The sequence below is a fragment of the Erwinia sp. E602 genome, from assembly GCF_018141005.1.
GTDB lineage: Bacteria > Pseudomonadota > Gammaproteobacteria > Enterobacterales > Enterobacteriaceae > Erwinia.
In genome coordinates this window covers 4,602,250-4,618,735 of record NZ_CP046582.1, presented here as the reverse complement: position 1 = coordinate 4,618,735, position 16,486 = coordinate 4,602,250, and the positions used below count along the sequence as shown (strand labels likewise).

General features: G+C 56.8%; 10 protein-coding genes, 3 tRNA genes and 3 rRNA genes. 13 read left to right on the top strand and 3 right to left on the bottom strand.

Going from position 1 to position 16,486, the window contains the following annotated elements; all coding sequences use genetic code 11:
• Window positions 1-197: 197 nt before the first annotated feature.
• The 6 genes from GKQ23_RS22765 (at window position 198) to GKQ23_RS22740 (ending at window position 5,616) form a co-directional block, all read left to right on the top strand.
• A 16S ribosomal RNA gene (locus GKQ23_RS22765) occupies window positions 198-1,737 on the top strand.
• A 91-nt stretch (window positions 1,738-1,828) separates the two neighbouring features.
• Window positions 1,829-1,903 (top strand) — tRNA-Glu (locus GKQ23_RS22760).
• A gap of 218 nt (window positions 1,904-2,121) precedes the next feature.
• Window positions 2,122-5,029 (top strand): 23S ribosomal RNA (locus GKQ23_RS22755).
• Between the two features lie 213 nt (window positions 5,030-5,242).
• Window positions 5,243-5,358, top strand: a 5S ribosomal RNA gene (rrf, locus tag GKQ23_RS22750).
• The 16S, 23S and 5S rRNA genes sit together here with 3 tRNA genes alongside, the layout of an rRNA operon.
• A 98-nt stretch (window positions 5,359-5,456) precedes the next feature.
• Window positions 5,457-5,533 (top strand) — tRNA-Asp (locus tag GKQ23_RS22745).
• 7 nt (window positions 5,534-5,540) lie between these two features.
• Window positions 5,541-5,616 (top strand) — tRNA-Trp (locus tag GKQ23_RS22740).
• Window positions 5,617-5,757: 141 nt separating this feature from the next.
• Here the strand turns inward: GKQ23_RS22740 and hdfR are convergent.
• On the bottom strand, window positions 5,758-6,585 hold the full coding sequence (gene hdfR, locus GKQ23_RS22735) for an HTH-type transcriptional regulator HdfR (protein WP_056234853.1): 828 nt from the start codon (window positions 6,583-6,585) through the stop codon (window positions 5,758-5,760).
• A 121-nt stretch (window positions 6,586-6,706) separates the two neighbouring features.
• On the opposite strand from hdfR, the gene GKQ23_RS22730 reads away from it, so the two are divergent.
• A complete protein-coding gene (locus GKQ23_RS22730) occupies window positions 6,707-7,045 on the top strand; it encodes a DUF413 domain-containing protein (RefSeq protein ID WP_056234658.1) in 339 nt (112 codons plus the stop codon).
• 30 nt (window positions 7,046-7,075) lie between these two features.
• Here the strand turns inward: GKQ23_RS22730 and GKQ23_RS22725 are convergent, their stop codons facing one another.
• On the bottom strand, window positions 7,076-8,596 hold the full coding sequence (locus GKQ23_RS22725) for a YifB family Mg chelatase-like AAA ATPase (protein ID WP_212409494.1): 1,521 nt from the start codon (window positions 8,594-8,596) through the stop codon (window positions 7,076-7,078).
• A 337-nt stretch (window positions 8,597-8,933) separates the two neighbouring features.
• Between GKQ23_RS22725 and ilvL the strand changes: the two genes are divergently transcribed.
• The 6 genes from ilvL (at window position 8,934) to ilvA (ending at window position 15,482) form a co-directional block, all read left to right on the top strand.
• Complete coding sequence (gene ilvL / locus GKQ23_RS22720) at window positions 8,934-9,032, top strand: ilv operon leader peptide (RefSeq protein ID WP_072277511.1); 99 nt, start codon at window positions 8,934-8,936, stop codon at window positions 9,030-9,032.
• 140 nt (window positions 9,033-9,172) lie between these two features.
• Entirely contained in the window at window positions 9,173-10,819 is a 1,647-nt protein-coding gene (gene ilvG, locus GKQ23_RS22715) for an acetolactate synthase 2 catalytic subunit (RefSeq protein WP_212409493.1), read from the top strand.
• Window positions 10,816-11,073: an acetolactate synthase 2 small subunit gene (gene ilvM, locus GKQ23_RS22710; protein WP_056234668.1), complete on the top strand. Its 258-nt coding sequence runs from the start codon at window positions 10,816-10,818 to the stop codon at window positions 11,071-11,073. Before ilvG ends, ilvM begins: the two co-directional genes overlap by 4 nt.
• Before the next feature lie 18 nt (window positions 11,074-11,091).
• On the top strand, window positions 11,092-12,018 hold the full coding sequence (locus GKQ23_RS22705) for a branched-chain amino acid transaminase (protein ID WP_056234670.1): 927 nt from the start codon (window positions 11,092-11,094) through the stop codon (window positions 12,016-12,018).
• A 63-nt stretch (window positions 12,019-12,081) separates the two neighbouring features.
• On the top strand, window positions 12,082-13,932 hold the full coding sequence (gene ilvD / locus GKQ23_RS22700; RefSeq protein ID WP_056234673.1) for a dihydroxy-acid dehydratase: 1,851 nt from the start codon (window positions 12,082-12,084) through the stop codon (window positions 13,930-13,932).
• A 5-nt stretch (window positions 13,933-13,937) separates the two neighbouring features.
• Window positions 13,938-15,482: a threonine ammonia-lyase, biosynthetic gene (ilvA, locus tag GKQ23_RS22695; RefSeq protein WP_056234676.1), complete on the top strand. Its 1,545-nt coding sequence runs from the start codon at window positions 13,938-13,940 to the stop codon at window positions 15,480-15,482.
• Here the strand turns inward: ilvA and ilvY are convergent.
• Window positions 15,479-16,360, bottom strand: a complete 882-nt coding sequence (gene ilvY, locus GKQ23_RS22690) for an HTH-type transcriptional activator IlvY (RefSeq protein WP_212409492.1) — start codon at window positions 16,358-16,360, stop codon at window positions 15,479-15,481. The genes ilvA and ilvY overlap by 4 nt on opposite strands.
• Window positions 16,361-16,486: the final 126 nt, after the last annotated feature.

The window sequence follows — 16,486 nt, the reverse complement described above, 5'->3', positions numbered from 1 at the left end:
CGCAACAGGAAGCTTCGGCACTGATTGCACCGCTCTTTAACAATTTATCAGACAATCTGTGTGGGCACTCGCAGGATTGATATCAGACACCTCCGGGTGTCAAAAAATATCAAGTCTCACGAGTGAACACATAATGAAATTCATTATGACGTTTTACAGATGAGCATCGCTGCACTTGTTGCAGCAAATCGAACTTTTAATTGAAGAGTTTGATCATGGCTCAGATTGAACGCTGGCGGCAGGCCTAACACATGCAAGTCGAACGGTAGCACAGAGAGCTTGCTCTTGGGTGACGAGTGGCGGACGGGTGAGTAATGTCTGGGAAACTGCCCGATAGAGGGGGATAACTACTGGAAACGGTAGCTAATACCGCATAACCTCGTAAGAGCAAAGTGGGGGACCTTCGGGCCTCACGCTATCGGATGTGCCCAGATGGGATTAGCTAGTAGGTGGGGTAATGGCTCACCTAGGCGACGATCCCTAGCTGGTCTGAGAGGATGACCAGCCACACTGGAACTGAGACACGGTCCAGACTCCTACGGGAGGCAGCAGTGGGGAATATTGCACAATGGGCGCAAGCCTGATGCAGCCATGCCGCGTGTATGAAGAAGGCCTTCGGGTTGTAAAGTACTTTCAGCGGGGAGGAAGGCGCTGTGGTTAATAACCACGGCGATTGACGTTACCCGCAGAAGAAGCACCGGCTAACTCCGTGCCAGCAGCCGCGGTAATACGGAGGGTGCAAGCGTTAATCGGAATTACTGGGCGTAAAGCGCACGCAGGCGGTCTGTCAAGTCAGATGTGAAATCCCCGGGCTTAACCTGGGAACTGCATTTGAAACTGGCAGGCTAGAGTCTTGTAGAGGGGGGTAGAATTCCAGGTGTAGCGGTGAAATGCGTAGAGATCTGGAGGAATACCGGTGGCGAAGGCGGCCCCCTGGACAAAGACTGACGCTCAGGTGCGAAAGCGTGGGGAGCAAACAGGATTAGATACCCTGGTAGTCCACGCTGTAAACGATGTCGACTTGGAGGTTGTGCCCTTGAGGCGTGGCTTCCGGAGCTAACGCGTTAAGTCGACCGCCTGGGGAGTACGGCCGCAAGGTTAAAACTCAAATGAATTGACGGGGGCCCGCACAAGCGGTGGAGCATGTGGTTTAATTCGATGCAACGCGAAGAACCTTACCTGGCCTTGACATCCACGGAATTCGGCAGAGATGCCTTAGTGCCTTCGGGAACCGTGAGACAGGTGCTGCATGGCTGTCGTCAGCTCGTGTTGTGAAATGTTGGGTTAAGTCCCGCAACGAGCGCAACCCTTATCCTTTGTTGCCAGCGATTCGGTCGGGAACTCAAAGGAGACTGCCGGTGATAAACCGGAGGAAGGTGGGGATGACGTCAAGTCATCATGGCCCTTACGGCCAGGGCTACACACGTGCTACAATGGCGCATACAAAGAGAAGCGAACTCGCGAGAGCAAGCGGACCTCATAAAGTGCGTCGTAGTCCGGATCGGAGTCTGCAACTCGACTCCGTGAAGTCGGAATCGCTAGTAATCGTAGATCAGAATGCTACGGTGAATACGTTCCCGGGCCTTGTACACACCGCCCGTCACACCATGGGAGTGGGTTGCAAAAGAAGTAGGTAGCTTAACCTTCGGGAGGGCGCTTACCACTTTGTGATTCATGACTGGGGTGAAGTCGTAACAAGGTAACCGTAGGGGAACCTGCGGTTGGATCACCTCCTTACCTCAAGATACATTCCCGCGTAGTGCTCACACAGATTGTCTGATGAAAAAGTAATGAGCAAGACGGCTGCGAAGTCGAGACATGATTCAGTGTCCCCTTCGTCTAGCGGTTAGGACTCCGCCCTTTCACGGCGGCAACAGGGGTTCGAATCCCCTAGGGGACGCCACTTGCTTGGTGACAGGTGAAAGGTGTCTCCATCGTATCTTAAAGATGACTTTCGAGTCTGCTTTAAGATATTGCTCTTTAAAAATCCGGAACAAGCTGAAAATTGAAACGACGTATCGTTATTCATTCTCCGTAATAAGAATGAAGTCAACGATATGTTCGAGTCTCTCAAATGCTTGCAGCTTTCGAGCTGTCCTGCGGGACGCTTGTGGGTTGTGAGGTTAAGCGACTAAGCGTACACGGTGGATGCCTAGGCAGTCAGAGGCGATGAAGGGCGTGCTAATCTGCGATAAGCGTCGGTAAGGTGATATGAACCGTTACAACCGACGATACCCGAATGGGGAAACCCAGTGTGTTTCGACACACTATCATGTCATGAATACATAGTGGCATGAGGCGAACCGGGGGAACTGAAACATCTAAGTACCCCGAGGAAAAGAAATCAACCGAGATTCCCCCAGTAGCGGCGAGCGAACGGGGAACAGCCCAGAACCTGAATCAGTTTGTGCGTTAGTGGAAGCGTCTGGAAAGTCGCAGGGTACAGGGTGATACTCCCGTACACAAAAACGCACATTCTGTGAGTTCGATGAGTAGGGCGGGACACGTGACATCCTGTCTGAATATGGGGGGACCATCCTCCAAGGCTAAATACTCCTGACTGACCGATAGTGAACCAGTACCGTGAGGGAAAGGCGAAAAGAACCCCGGCGAGGGGAGTGAAACAGAACCTGAAACCGTGTACGTACAAGCAGTGGGAGCACCTTCGTGGTGTGACTGCGTACCTTTTGTATAATGGGTCAGCGACTTATATTCTGTAGCAAGGTTAACCGTATAGGGGAGCCGAAGGGAAACCGAGTCTTAACTGGGCGTTAAGTTGCAGGGTATAGACCCGAAACCCGGTGATCTAGCCATGGGCAGGTTGAAGGTTGGGTAACACTAACTGGAGGACCGAACCGACTAATGTTGAAAAATTAGCGGATGACTTGTGGCTGGGGGTGAAAGGCCAATCAAACCGGGAGATAGCTGGTTCTCCCCGAAAGCTATTTAGGTAGCGCCTCGTGAACTCATCTTCGGGGGTAGAGCACTGTTTCGGCTAGGGGGCCATCCCGGCTTACCAACCCGATGCAAACTGCGAATACCGAAGAATGTTATCACGGGAGACACACGGCGGGTGCTAACGTCCGTCGTGAAGAGGGAAACAACCCAGACCGCCAGCTAAGGTCCCAAAGTCATGGTTAAGTGGGAAACGATGTGGGAAGGCACAGACAGCCAGGATGTTGGCTTAGAAGCAGCCATCATTTAAAGAAAGCGTAATAGCTCACTGGTCGAGTCGGCCTGCGCGGAAGATGTAACGGGGCTAAACCATGCACCGAAGCTGCGGCAGCGACATGTAAATGTTGTTGGGTAGGGGAGCGTTCTGTAAGCCGTCGAAGGTGGACTGTGAGGTCTGCTGGAGGTATCAGAAGTGCGAATGCTGACATAAGTAACGATAAAGCGGGTGAAAAGCCCGCTCGCCGGAAGACCAAGGGTTCCTGTCCAACGTTAATCGGGGCAGGGTGAGTCGACCCCTAAGGCGAGGCCGAAAGGCGTAGTCGATGGGAAACGGGTTAATATTCCCGTACTCGGTGTTACTGCGAAGGGGGGACGGAGAAGGCTATGTTAGCCGGGCGACGGTTGTCCCGGTTTAAGCATGTAGGCGGAGGTCTTAGGTAAATCCGGGACCTTATCAACGCTGAGGTGTGATGACGAGGCACTACGGTGCTGAAGTAACAAATGCCCTGCTTCCAGGAAAAGCCTCTAAGCATCAGGTAACATCGAATCGTACCCCAAACCGACACAGGTGGTCAGGTAGAGAATACCAAGGCGCTTGAGAGAACTCGGGTGAAGGAACTAGGCAAAATGGTGCCGTAACTTCGGGAGAAGGCACGCTGTCGGTAGGTGAAACCCCTCGCGGGTGGAGCCGAAGGCAGTCGAAGATACCAGCTGGCTGCAACTGTTTATTAAAAACACAGCACTGTGCAAACACGAAAGTGGACGTATACGGTGTGACGCCTGCCCGGTGCCGGAAGGTTAATTGATGGGGTTATCGCGCTGCGAGAAGCTCTTGATCGAAGCCCCGGTAAACGGCGGCCGTAACTATAACGGTCCTAAGGTAGCGAAATTCCTTGTCGGGTAAGTTCCGACCTGCACGAATGGCGTAATGATGGCCAGGCTGTCTCCACCCGAGACTCAGTGAAATTGAACTCGCTGTGAAGATGCAGTGTACCCGCGGCAAGACGGAAAGACCCCGTGAACCTTTACTATAGCTTGACACTGAACATTGAGCCTTGATGTGTAGGATAGGTGGGAGGCTTTGAAGCGTGGACGCCAGTCTGCGTGGAGCCATCCTTGAAATACCACCCTTTAACGTTTGATGTTCTAACCTGGCGCCGTAATCCGGCGTGGGGACAGTGTCTGGTGGGTAGTTTGACTGGGGCGGTCTCCTCCCAAAGAGTAACGGAGGAGCACGAAGGTTAGCTAATCACGGTCGGACATCGTGAGGTTAGTGCAATGGCATAAGCTAGCTTGACTGCGAGAGTGACGGCTCGAGCAGGTGCGAAAGCAGGTCATAGTGATCCGGTGGTTCTGAATGGAAGGGCCATCGCTCAACGGATAAAAGGTACTCCGGGGATAACAGGCTGATACCGCCCAAGAGTTCATATCGACGGCGGTGTTTGGCACCTCGATGTCGGCTCATCACATCCTGGGGCTGAAGTAGGTCCCAAGGGTACGGCTGTTCGCCGTTTAAAGTGGTACGCGAGCTGGGTTTAGAACGTCGTGAGACAGTTCGGTCCCTATCTGCCGTGGGCGCTGGAGAATTGAGAGGGGTTGCTCCTAGTACGAGAGGACCGGAGTGAACGCACCACTGGTGTTCGGGTTGTCATGCCAATGGCATTGCCCGGTAGCTAAGTGCGGAAAAGATAAGCGCTGAAAGCATCTAAGCGCGAAACTTGCCTCGAGATGAGTTCTCCCTGGGTCCTTGAGACCCCTGAAGGGACGTTGAAGACTACGACGTTGATAGGCCGGGTGTGTAAGCGCAGCGATGCGTTGAGCTAACCGGTACTAATGACCCGTGAGGCTTAACCTTACAACGCCAGAAGCGTTCTGGTGGCGTTCGAGAGACGCAAACAATTTCAGCTTGTTTTACCGGATAACAAATTTGTAGGAAACGGAAGATTTTGCGCTGAGGCAAGGCGGCAAGCGAAGGCAGAGAAGGAGCATACGTTGGTATGTGACTGAACTGACGAGCGCAGCCAACGCGGCATCAGCACAAAAGATTCGTTTCAGACACCAAGATTTGCCTGGCGGCTTTAGCGCGGTGGTCCCACCTGACCCCATGCCGAACTCAGAAGTGAAACGCCGTAGCGCCGATGGTAGTGTGGGGTCTCCCCATGCGAGAGTAGGGAACTGCCAGGCATCAATTAAGACTCTTAACGAGTCATGACGTTACCCCTGACAAGGTAACGGCGAGTTACCTGAAATCAGACGTTTTCTGATATCAGTACAGAATCGGTGGAGCGGTAGTTCAGTTGGTTAGAATACCTGCCTGTCACGCAGGGGGTCGCGGGTTCGAGCCCCGTCCGTTCCGCCACCCTTTTAGGGGCGTAGTTCAATTGGTAGAGCACCGGTCTCCAAAACCGGGTGTTGGGAGTTCGAGTCTCTCCGCCCCTGCCAGAATAAGAAAAAACCTTTGCTTCGGCGAAGGTTTTTTTTTGCCTGAAATCCGTAGAGTTGATGTCTTTTCAACCTGATCCAGCCTCTGGAAGGGCAAAAAGAGCCCTCCATTGCGCCCTTTTTGCCCATAAATCAAACAACTTATCTGTTCATTGTTACCGGAAATTTCAACAGTTGGCGGATAGTTGCCTCCTGATCGCTGTTCTGCAGCCATACGGCATACAGCGGCCTGACCACAGCTGGCGTATCCGGAACTGACAGAAGATCGCTGTAATCTGCGGCCCAGAATTCAGGCAAAAATGAGCAGGCTCCCGTGGTCGCAAGCAACTGCCGGGTCAACTGTGCGGATGTGGTGGTCAGGATCGGCACATCATCGGCACCGGCCAGATAGTGCTCGTGCTGATGAAAATCGGCCCCCCATTCCAGCTTAATGTAGTCATATTTCTCCTTCTCCCCGCCGTGGCGTGAGCGGAACAGCGCGAGAGAGATATGGCCGATCTGCTGGCTGGACAGCTCTTCCATTTTAGGCGCTTCAGTGGTGATCAGTAGGTCCAGCTGCCGCTCATGCAGCTGTTTGACCAACAGATGACGCTGAGCAATACGCGCCTCAAGGTGCAGGCTTTGACGGTGCTCGTAAAGCGTTTGCATCCACGGGGTCAGATAAGCCTCCCACAGCGAGGCGCTGGCGCCTATCGACAGCTCATGGTGCTGCTGCGTATGCGACACCTCCTTCTTTGCCAGCAGCCAGGTGGTCATCAGCGTTTCTGCATAGGGGAGCAGCCGCTCGCCGGCGGAGGTCAGCCGGATATTGTTGCGGTGTCGGGTGAACAGGTTCACGCCAAGCTGATTTTCCAATTGCCGAATGCGAAAACTAACGGCCGACTGTGTGAGGTAGAGGGCTTCCGCAGCGCGTCCAAAGTGGCGAGTTCGGCTCACTTCCAGAAAGGTTTTCAGTAATTCCGTATCCACAGTCATCTCCTAAAAAACATTTGTCGTTATGATTTAAATGTTTTGTTTTACACTCTGTCAAGCCTATCTAATACTCCGCGCCATAAATAGCACGACCATATAAGAGTCAGGAGCGTGTAAAATGGCGGAAAGCTTCGCAACTACGAATCGTTTTTTTGATAACAAGCATTACCCACGCGGTTTCTCACGCCACGGTGATTTCACCATCAAAGAAGCTCAACTTCTTGAGCGTTATGGTTACGCTTTCAACGAGCTGGATCTGGCCAAGCGCGAGCCGGTAACGGAAGAAGAGCGTCAGTTTATTGAGGTGTGCCGGGGCGTACGCGAGCCGCAAAGTGAGCCCGAAAGAGTCTGGTCGAAGTATATGACCCGCATCAAGCGTCCTAAGCGCTTCCACACCCTGTCCGGCGGTAAACCGCAGATGGAAGGTGTCGAGGACTACACGGACAGCGACGATTAAGAACAAGGGGCTCAGGCCCCTTTTTCATTTTCAGCTCACGCTGTTTTGCAAATACTGCAACAGTCTGTCAATGCCGCGATAGCCCATTGCTTCCGTCAGATGCGGACGCTGGATTGCCGGTTCACCCGCCAGATCGGCGATGGTTCGTGCCACCTTCAATACCCGCTGCCATGCCCGTATCGACAGCCCCAGCTGATTCATCACCTGCTCCAGCCACTGCGCATCCTCTGACCGTAACTGACAGCTGTGACGAAAGTCATCATGGCCAAGCGCACTGTTTATTTTGCCGCAGCGTGCCAGCTGGCGTTGCCGGGCGGCGAGCACTCTCTCCGCGACCTGCTGGCTGGATTCTCCCCGCTGCGGCTCAGCGCTGAGCGTGCCTGGCGGTAACAGCGGGACTTCCAGCGAGAGATCGAAGCGGTCAAGAAAGGGGCCAGACAGCCGGCTGAGATAGCGTAAAACCTGCTGCGGGGTAGAGCGGTTATGCGGTCCCTGATAGTGCCCGCCGGGGCTGGGGTTCATCGCGGCAACCAGTTGAAAGCGCGCCGGATAGGTCACTTTTGCCCGCGCACGGGAGAGACTGATCTCACCGGCTTCCAGCGGTTCGCGCAGCGCATCCAGCGCCTTACGTTCAAATTCCGGCAGCTCATCGAGAAACAGCACGCCGTTGTGCGCCAGCGAGATCTCGCCAGGTTTGGGGATCGCTCCACCCCCGACCAGCGCGTAGAGTGAGGTACTGTGGTGAGGCGAACGGAACGGGCGTTGACGCCAGCGTTGAGTGAGGCTATCGCTGCGGGTCAGGCTGGTGATGCTGGCGCTCTCCAGCGCCTCCACGTCGCTTAACGGCGGCATCAGGCCGTTCAGGCGGGTAGCCAGCATGGTCTTGCCGGTGCCGGGGGGGCCGATCAGCAACAGGTTATGCCCACCGGCCGCAGTAATCTCCAGCGCGCGTTTGGCCTGGTACTGGCCGATAATGTCATTCAGGTCTGCCGACGCATCAGGAGGTGGCAGCGGTGGCGGTTGGGCTGACGGCAGCGTGGCTTTGCCCTGCAGAAAGGCACAGACGTCCAGCAGATGCGGGCTGACCAGGCTGCTCCCGTGTTGGATCAACCCCACGTCATACTGATTCTCCGCCGAGAGGATCAGCTGTCGCTGTGAGTGGATCGCCGCCATCGCTGCGGGAATGGCCGCCTGTACGCCACGCAGAGCGCCTGTGAGTGCTAGTTCACCCAGGAATTCAAATTGTGCCAGTTTCTCCGCAGGAATTTGTTCTGAGGCGGCGAGAATGGCGATGGCGATAGGCAGATCGTATCGGCCGCCCTCTTTGGGCAGGTCGGCCGGGGCCAGGTTGACGGTAATGCGCTGCGCCGGAAAGATAAAACCGCTGTTGACGATCGCGCTGCGCACCCGATCGCGCGCTTCTTTAACCGTCGTTTCCGGCAGGCCAACCAGAGACAGCGCGGGAAGTCCATTGCTGATATGGACCTCGACGCTGACCAGGGGAGCCTGAATACCGATCGCGGCACGGGTGTAAGCCAGAGAGAGTGACATAGGAGCTCCTTGTTCTGCGCACTGTGCGCAAAAACTGACCGGCTGGCGAGGGGGTAAAACGCGATCCGCGTAACGCGACTGATTTTTCAGCTGCAAAACGGAAGGCGTTACCCGGCGCCGTGAGCCGCCATCAGATTTTGCCGGCATGCAAAAAAGCCATCACCCTGGGTGAGTAATGAAAAAAATTCAGTTTTTCGTTATTGGCTGAATAACAAACCTTTTTCCTAAAACTGCAGGCAGGTTGATTAAATTAAAAATCGAAAAAAGTTGAATTTAGCACGCTAACTGTGATAACTCTGTAGGCATTACTTCGAACAAGCGAACGAAACGAATTCCAATGAAAGCCCTTCTACGAGTCATTAGCCTAGTCGTCATTAACGTCGTCGTGATTATTATCACGCCGTGCGGGGCTACGCTCGGAGAAAGAAAGGCTTAAATATCAAGCCTGATTTCGAAAGAACCCCCGCACCGAAAGGTCCGGGGGTTTTTTTTTGGCAAGGCAATAATGTGAGAGGAACAGAAGATGTACAGTAGAATAAAATGCTGTTGTTCCCATAAACGGACGGGGAAATAACTATGAATGGTGCTCAGTGGGTGGTTCAAACGTTGCGTGCTCAGGGAGTTGAAACGGTATTCGGCTACCCGGGTGGAGCCATTATGCCGGTCTACGACGCGCTCTATGACGGTGGTGTCGAACACCTGCTGTGCCGCCATGAGCAGGGTGCTGCGATGGCCGCGATCGGCTATGCCCGCGCCACCGGCAAAGTCGGGGTCTGCATCGCGACCTCAGGCCCGGGTGCCACCAACCTGATCACCGGCCTTGCCGATGCAATGATGGACTCTGTACCGATCGTCGCCATCACCGGCCAGGTTTCTTCCGCCGTAATGGGCACCGATGCCTTCCAGGAGATTGACGTACTGGGTCTCTCGCTGGCCTGCACCAAGCACAGTTTCCTCGTGGAATCCCTTGATGAGCTGCCGGTGGTGCTGGCGGAGGCGTTTGCCATCGCTAAATCTGGCCGCCCCGGCCCGGTGCTGGTTGATATCCCGAAAGACATCCAGCTGGCCAGCGGTGAACTGACCGCTCACCTGATCCCCGTTGAGCAGGAACTTGCGCACCCGCACGCAGAGCTGCAGCAGGCCCGCCAGCTGCTGGCACAGTCGCAGAAACCGATTCTGTATGTCGGCGGCGGCGTCGGCATGGCCGATGCGGTTCACGCTCTGCGCGATTTTGCCAGAGAGACCGGTATCCCCACCGTCGCTACGCTGAAGGGCCTCGGTACGCCGGATGCCGACGATGCCTGTTATCTCGGCATGCTGGGCATGCACGGCACCAAAGCCGCTAACCTGGCGGTGCAGCAGTGCGACCTGCTGATTGCCGTGGGTGCCCGTTTTGACGACCGCGTGACCGGCAAGCTGGACACCTTCGCGCCGCACGCCAGCGTGATCCACCTGGATATCGACCCGGCAGAGCTGCACAAGCTGCGCCGTGCACACGTTGCCATCCAAGGCGATCTGAACAAACTGCTGCCAGATCTCTACCAGCCGGTGGACATTACCGCCTGGCGGGAAGAAGTCCAGGCGCTGAAGGCCGATCACGGCTGGCGTTACGATCATCCGGGTGATGCGATCTTTGCGCCGCTGTTCCTCAGGCAGCTGTCTGACCGTAAATCGCCGAGCGCGGTGGTCACCACCGACGTCGGCCAGCATCAGATGTGGGCGGCGCAGCATATGAGCTTCACCCGCCCGGAAAACTTTATTACCTCCAGCGGCCTCGGCACCATGGGCTTTGGCCTGCCGGCGGCGGTAGGGGCGCAGGTCGCCCGCCCGGATGACACGGTAATCTGCGTCTCCGGCGACGGTTCTTTCATGATGAACGTGCAGGAGCTGGGTACCATCAAACGTAAGCAGCTGCCGGTAAAAATCGTGCTGCTGGATAACCAGCGTTTAGGCATGGTACGCCAGTGGCAGCAGCTGTTCTTTGAAGAACGTTACAGTGAAACCAATCTCTCAGATAACCCGGACTTTCTCATCCTGGCCAGCGCTTTTGACATTCCAGGCCAGCGCATTACCCGTAAAGATCAGGTCGACGCCGCATTAGACGCTTTGCTGCACAGTGAAGGGCCGTACATGCTCCACGTCGCGATTGACGAGCATGAGAACGTCTGGCCTCTGGTACCACCGGGTGCCAGCAACGAAAATATGATGGAGAAAACCTCATGATGCAGCATCAATTGTCTATCGAAGCACGCTTTCGCCCGGAAATACTGGAGCGCATTTTACGTGTTGTCCGCCATCGTGGTTTCCAGGTGTGCACCATGAATATGGTGCCGTCCGCCAACGCTGAGAATATTAATATTGAGATGACCGTTGCCAGCCCACGCTCCGTCGATTTACTGTCAACCCAGTTGAGCAAACTGATGGACGTGGCCTGCGTGCAGACCCAGCAACAGATAACACAACAAATCCGCGCATAAGCGCGCAAGGAAACAAGAATGACGAAGAAAGCTGACTTTATCTGGTTCAACGGCGAGATGGTTAAGTGGGAAGAGGCAAAGGTTAGCGTCATGTCTCACGCCCTGCACTACGGCACCTCGGTATTTGAAGGCGTCCGTTGCTATGACTCGCACAAAGGACCGGTGGTCTTCCGCCATCGTGAACACATGCAGCGTCTGCGCGATTCTGCAAAAATCTACCGTTTCCCGGTCAGCCAGAGCGTTGACGAGCTGATGGAAGCGTGCCGTGCGACGCTGCGCAAGAACAACCTGAAGAGTGCCTATATTCGTCCGCTGGTGTTTGTCGGCGACGTGGGTCTGGGCGTCAATCCGCCAGATGGCTACAGCACGGATGTGATCATCGCCGCGTTCCCGTGGGGTGCTTACCTGGGTGCTGAAGCGCTGGAGCAGGGCATTGATGCCATGGTCTCCTCATGGAACCGCGTTGCACCGAACACCCTGCCCACCGCGGCCAAAGCCGGCGGTAACTACCTCTCCTCACTGCTGGTCGGTAGCGAAGCGCGCCGCCATGGTTATCAGGAAGGTATCGCACTGGATACCCAGGGCTACATCTCCGAAGGGGCCGGTGAAAACCTGTTTGAGGTAAAAGACGGTATTCTGTTTACCCCGCCGTTTACCTCCTCGGCGTTGCCGGGTATCACCCGTGATGCGATCATCAAGCTGGCCCAGGACCTGGGTATTGAAGTGCGTGAGCAGGTGCTGTCGCGTGAATCCCTCTACCTGGCCGATGAAGTGTTTATGTCCGGCACCGCCGCAGAGATCACCCCGGTGCGCAGCGTAGACGGCATTCAGGTTGGTGAAGGCAAGCGTGGCCCGGTGACGCAACGTATTCAGAGTGCCTTCTTCGGCCTGTTTACCGGCGAAACGGAAGACAAATGGGGCTGGCTGGATCCGGTTAACCCATAAAAATTATTTTTCTCACGGGCGTCAGTTGACGCCCGTGCACGTTCGATTTCTGGAGTAAAGAGCATGCCTAAGTACCGTTCAGCTACCACCACCCACGGCCGCAACATGGCGGGTGCCCGAGCCCTGTGGCGCGCCACAGGAATGACCGATGACGATTTCGGTAAACCGATTATTGCGGTGGTGAACTCCTTCACGCAGTTCGTACCGGGCCACGTACACCTGCGCGACCTGGGTAAGCTGGTGGCCGAGCAGATCGAAGCCTCCGGCGGCGTGGCGAAAGAGTTCAACACCATCGCCGTGGACGATGGCATCGCGATGGGTCACGGCGGGATGCTCTACTCCCTGCCGTCCCGCGAGCTGATCGCCGACTCCGTTGAATACATGGTTAATGCCCACTGCGCCGATGCGATGGTCTGTATTTCCAACTGCGACAAAATCACCCCCGGAATGCTGATGGCGTCACTGCGCCTGAATATTCCGGTGATCTTCGTCTCCGGTGGCCCGATGGAAGCCGGCAAAACCAAGCTGTCGGATAAAATCATCAAGCTCGACCTGGTCGATGCGATGATCCAGGGTGCCAACCCGAACGTCAGCGATGCGGAAAGCGATCAGATTGAACGCTCTGCCTGCCCGACCTGCGGCTCTTGCTCAGGGATGTTTACCGCCAACTCCATGAACTGTCTGACCGAAGCGCTGGGCCTGTCGCAGCCGGGTAACGGTTCGTTACTGGCGACCCATGCGGACCGTAAAGAGCTTTTCCTTAACGCCGGCAAGCGCATCGTCGCCCTGACCAAGCGTTACTACGAGCAGGATGATGAAAGCGCACTGCCGCGCAACATCGCCAGCAGGGCCGCGTTTGAAAACGCCATTACGCTGGATATCGCGATGGGCGGTTCCACCAACACCGTTCTGCACCTGCTGGCCGCCGCGCAGGAAGGCGAAATCGACTTCGATATCTCCGACATCGACCGCCTGTCGCGCCTGGTGCCGCACCTGTGCAAAGTGGCACCCAGCACGCAGAAATACCATATGGAAGACGTGCACCGTGCCGGTGGCGTACTCGGCATCCTCGGCGAACTGGATCGTGCCGGACTGCTGGATAACAGCGTGCGCAACATCCTCGGCCTGAGCCTGCGCGAGACGCTGGACCAGTACGACATCATGCTGACCAAAGATGAAGCGGTGAAAAAGATGTTCCGCGCCGGCCCGGCAGGTATTCGTACCACCCAGGCCTTCTCGCAGGACTGCCGCTGGGACACGCTGGACGACGACCGTCAGGAAGGCTGTATTCGTTCACGCGAATTTGCCTTCAGCCAGGACGGTGGTCTGGCGGTGCTGTACGGCAACCTCGCTGAAAACGGCTGTATCGTTAAAACCGCCGGCGTCGATGAAGGCAGCCTGGTGTTTAGCGGCCCGGCCAAAGTCTATGAAAGCCAGGACGATGCGGTTGCGGCGATCCTCGGCGGTAAAGTGGTAGCCGGTGACGTAGTCGTGATCCGTTACGAAGGACCGAAAGGCGGCCCGGGCATGCAGGAGATGCTGTATCCGACCACCTACCTGAAGTCGATGGGGCTGGGTAAAGCCTGTGCACTGATCACCGACGGCCGTTTCTCCGGTGGTACCTCCGGCCTGTCGATCGGTCATGCGTCTCCGGAAGCGGCCAGCGGCGGCACCATTGCGCTGGTGAAAGATGGTGACAGGATCAACATCGATATTCCTAACCGCGGTATCCATCTGGATATCTCTGATGAAGAGCAGGCCGCGCGTCGCCGCGAAGAAGATGCCCGTGGCGATCAGGCTTATACGCCTCACGGCCGTGAGCGTCAGGTCTCCTTCGCACTGCGTGCCTACGCGACGCTGGCAACCAGCGCCGACAAAGGCGCGGTCCGTGACAAGAGCAAGCTGGGAGGCTAACCACGATGGCCGAGTCTCAACCGTTATCCGACTGTCCGACCGGCGCAGAGTATCTGCGTGCGGTGCTGCGTGCGCCGGTGTATGAAGCCGCGCAGGTCACGCCGCTGCAGAAGATGGAGAAGATCTCTGCACGCCTCGGCAACACCGTTCTGGTGAAGCGTGAAGATCGCCAGCCGGTGCACAGCTTTAAGCTGCGCGGCGCGTACGCGATGATTGCCGGGCTGAACGAAGAGCAGAAAGCGCGTGGCGTAGTGACCGCCTCGGCGGGTAACCACGCGCAGGGCGTGGCGCTGTCCGCGACGAAGCTCGGCATTAAATCGCTGATCGTGATGCCGCTGGCCACCGCCGATATCAAGGTTGATGCGGTACGGGCGTTTGGCGGTGAGGCTTACCTGTTTGGCGCCAACTTTGACGAGGCGAAAGCTAAGGCCATCGAGCTGGCGGAACAGCAGGGTTACACCTTTGTGCCGCCGTTCGATCACCCGATGGTGATCGCCGGTCAGGGCACGCTGGCGATGGAGCTGCTGCAGCAGGATGCGCATCTCGATCGCGTGTTCGTGCCGGTCGGTGGCGGCGGGCTGGCGGCGGGCGTGGCGGTGCTGATCAAGCAGCTGATGCCGCAGATCAAGGTGATTGCGGTGGAAGCTGTGGATTCAGCCTGCCTGAAAGCGGCGCTGGACGCCGGCCATCCGGTCGACCTGCAGCGCGTCGGCGGGTTTGCCGAAGGCGTAGCGGTCAGGCGCATCGGCAGTGAAACCTTCCGTCTGTGCCAGGAGTATCTCGACGACATCGTCACCGTCGACAGCGACGCGATCTGTGCGGCGATGAAGGATCTGTTTGACGATGTGCGTGCGGTGGCGGAGCCTTCGGGCGCGCTGGCGCTGGCCGGGATGAAGAAGTATATCCAGCAGCACCAGATCCAGGGCGAGCGCCTGGCGCACGTGCTGTCGGGTGCCAACGTCAACTTCCACGGCCTGCGCTATGTTTCTGAACGCTGCGAGCTGGGCGAACAGCGCGAAGCGCTGCTGGCGGTGACCATCCCGGAACAGCAGGGCAGCTTCCTGCGTTTCTGTCAGCTGCTGGGTGGCCGCTCGGTCACCGAGTTCAACTACCGTTATGCCGATGAAAAAGACGCCTGTATTTTTGTCGGCGTGCGGCTGACGCGCGGGCTGGAAGAGCGCCGGGAGATCCTCGAACTGCTGAGCGACGGCGGCTATCAGGTTGTTGACCTCTCAGATGATGAGATGGCCAAGCTGCACGTGCGCTATATGGTCGGCGGGCGGCCGTCGAAGCCGCTGCGCGAGCGGTTGTTCAGCTTCGAATTCCCGGAGGCGCCCGGCGCGCTGCTGCGTTTCCTGCAGACGCTCGGCACCCACTGGAATATCTCGCTGTTCCACTACCGCAGCCACGGCACCGACTATGGTCGCGTGCTGGCCGCCTTTGAACTGAGCGACAGCGAACCGCAGTTTGAAGAGCACCTGACGGCGCTGGGCTATGATTTCCACGACGAGAGCAATAACCCGGCGTTCCGCTTCTTCCTCAAGGGTTAAAGCAGCTTCCAGAAGGCATCAATAAGCGGCTCGGTGAGCCGCTTTTTTTGTACGCAAACGCCCAGTTCAAACGGCGCCACCATCTCCACATCCTCCAGTTCAAGAATACGGTTACGGATCGGCTCCGGACTGTTCTCCAGCACCACGTCCGGCAGCAGCGCAATGCCACAGCCCAGCGCGACCATCGAGACGATTGCCTCATGGCCGGATACCGTGGCGTAGATCTGCGGATTGGCAATGCGGCGATGGCGGAACCACAAATCGATGCGCCGGCGCGCCGGCCCCTGGTCGGGCAGAATAAACGGGATCTGCGCCCAGTCGGGCTTCGGCTGTGTCGCCAGGCTGCGCACCGCGCAGGGCAGCGCAGGGGCAATCAGCACCAGCGGGATCAGCCCCAGAGGCATAAAGCCGATGCTGGCGGGCAGGGATTCCGGCCGACCGGCGATGGCGATATCCGCTTCACCAGACTGGACCTTCTCCATCGCATCGGCGGCATCGCCGGTGGTCAGTTTAATCTCCACCAGCGGATGCTCGGCGCGAAAGCGGTCGAGGATCGGCGGCAGGTGGCTGTAGGCCGCGGTCACCGAACAGAACAGCTTCAGCTCACCGCTCAGCGAGGTGCCGTTCTGCCCCAGCGCGTGACGCATCTGCTCATACTGCAACAGCGTCTGCTGAGCGAACAGGCGCAGCCGCTCGCCGGCGTCAGTGAGGGTAACGGTACGGTTGTCACGTAAAAACAGCGTCTGGCCGAGGTCCTCCTCCAGCCGCTGGATCTGCCTTGAGAGCGTTGACGGACTGACGTGCATCGCCCGCGCACTGCGGCCAAAATGGCGGCTATCCGCCAGATGCAGAAAGAGTTTCAGATCGCGTAAGTCCATCTGTTTCAGGCCTCTGTTTCACGTTGCAGATTATGCAATATCATCTTGTTAATATATCAATTTCAGCAATGCATTTCCTGTCATATGATGGGGGCATAGTAAGGGCTGGCAATGAACGGCCCTGAT

What these genes read in the sequence shown, in the direction of transcription:
- GKQ23_RS22730 (WP_056234658.1), top strand. Translation starts at nt 6,707, where the DNA reads ATGGCGGAAAGCTTCGCAACTACGAATCGTTTTTTTGATAACAAGCAT.
- GKQ23_RS22725 (WP_212409494.1), bottom strand. Translation starts at nt 8,596, where the DNA reads ATGTCACTCTCTCTGGCTTACACCCGTGCCGCGATCGGTATTCAGGCT.
- ilvL (WP_072277511.1), top strand. Translation starts at nt 8,934, where the DNA reads ATGAAAGCCCTTCTACGAGTCATTAGCCTAGTCGTCATTAACGTCGTC.
- ilvG (WP_212409493.1), top strand. Translation starts at nt 9,173, where the DNA reads ATGAATGGTGCTCAGTGGGTGGTTCAAACGTTGCGTGCTCAGGGAGTT.
- ilvM (WP_056234668.1), top strand. Translation starts at nt 10,816, where the DNA reads ATGATGCAGCATCAATTGTCTATCGAAGCACGCTTTCGCCCGGAAATA.
- GKQ23_RS22705 (WP_056234670.1), top strand. Translation starts at nt 11,092, where the DNA reads ATGACGAAGAAAGCTGACTTTATCTGGTTCAACGGCGAGATGGTTAAG.
- ilvD (WP_056234673.1), top strand. Translation starts at nt 12,082, where the DNA reads ATGCCTAAGTACCGTTCAGCTACCACCACCCACGGCCGCAACATGGCG.
- ilvA (WP_056234676.1), top strand. Translation starts at nt 13,938, where the DNA reads ATGGCCGAGTCTCAACCGTTATCCGACTGTCCGACCGGCGCAGAGTAT.
- ilvY (WP_212409492.1), bottom strand. Translation starts at nt 16,360, where the DNA reads ATGGACTTACGCGATCTGAAACTCTTTCTGCATCTGGCGGATAGCCGC.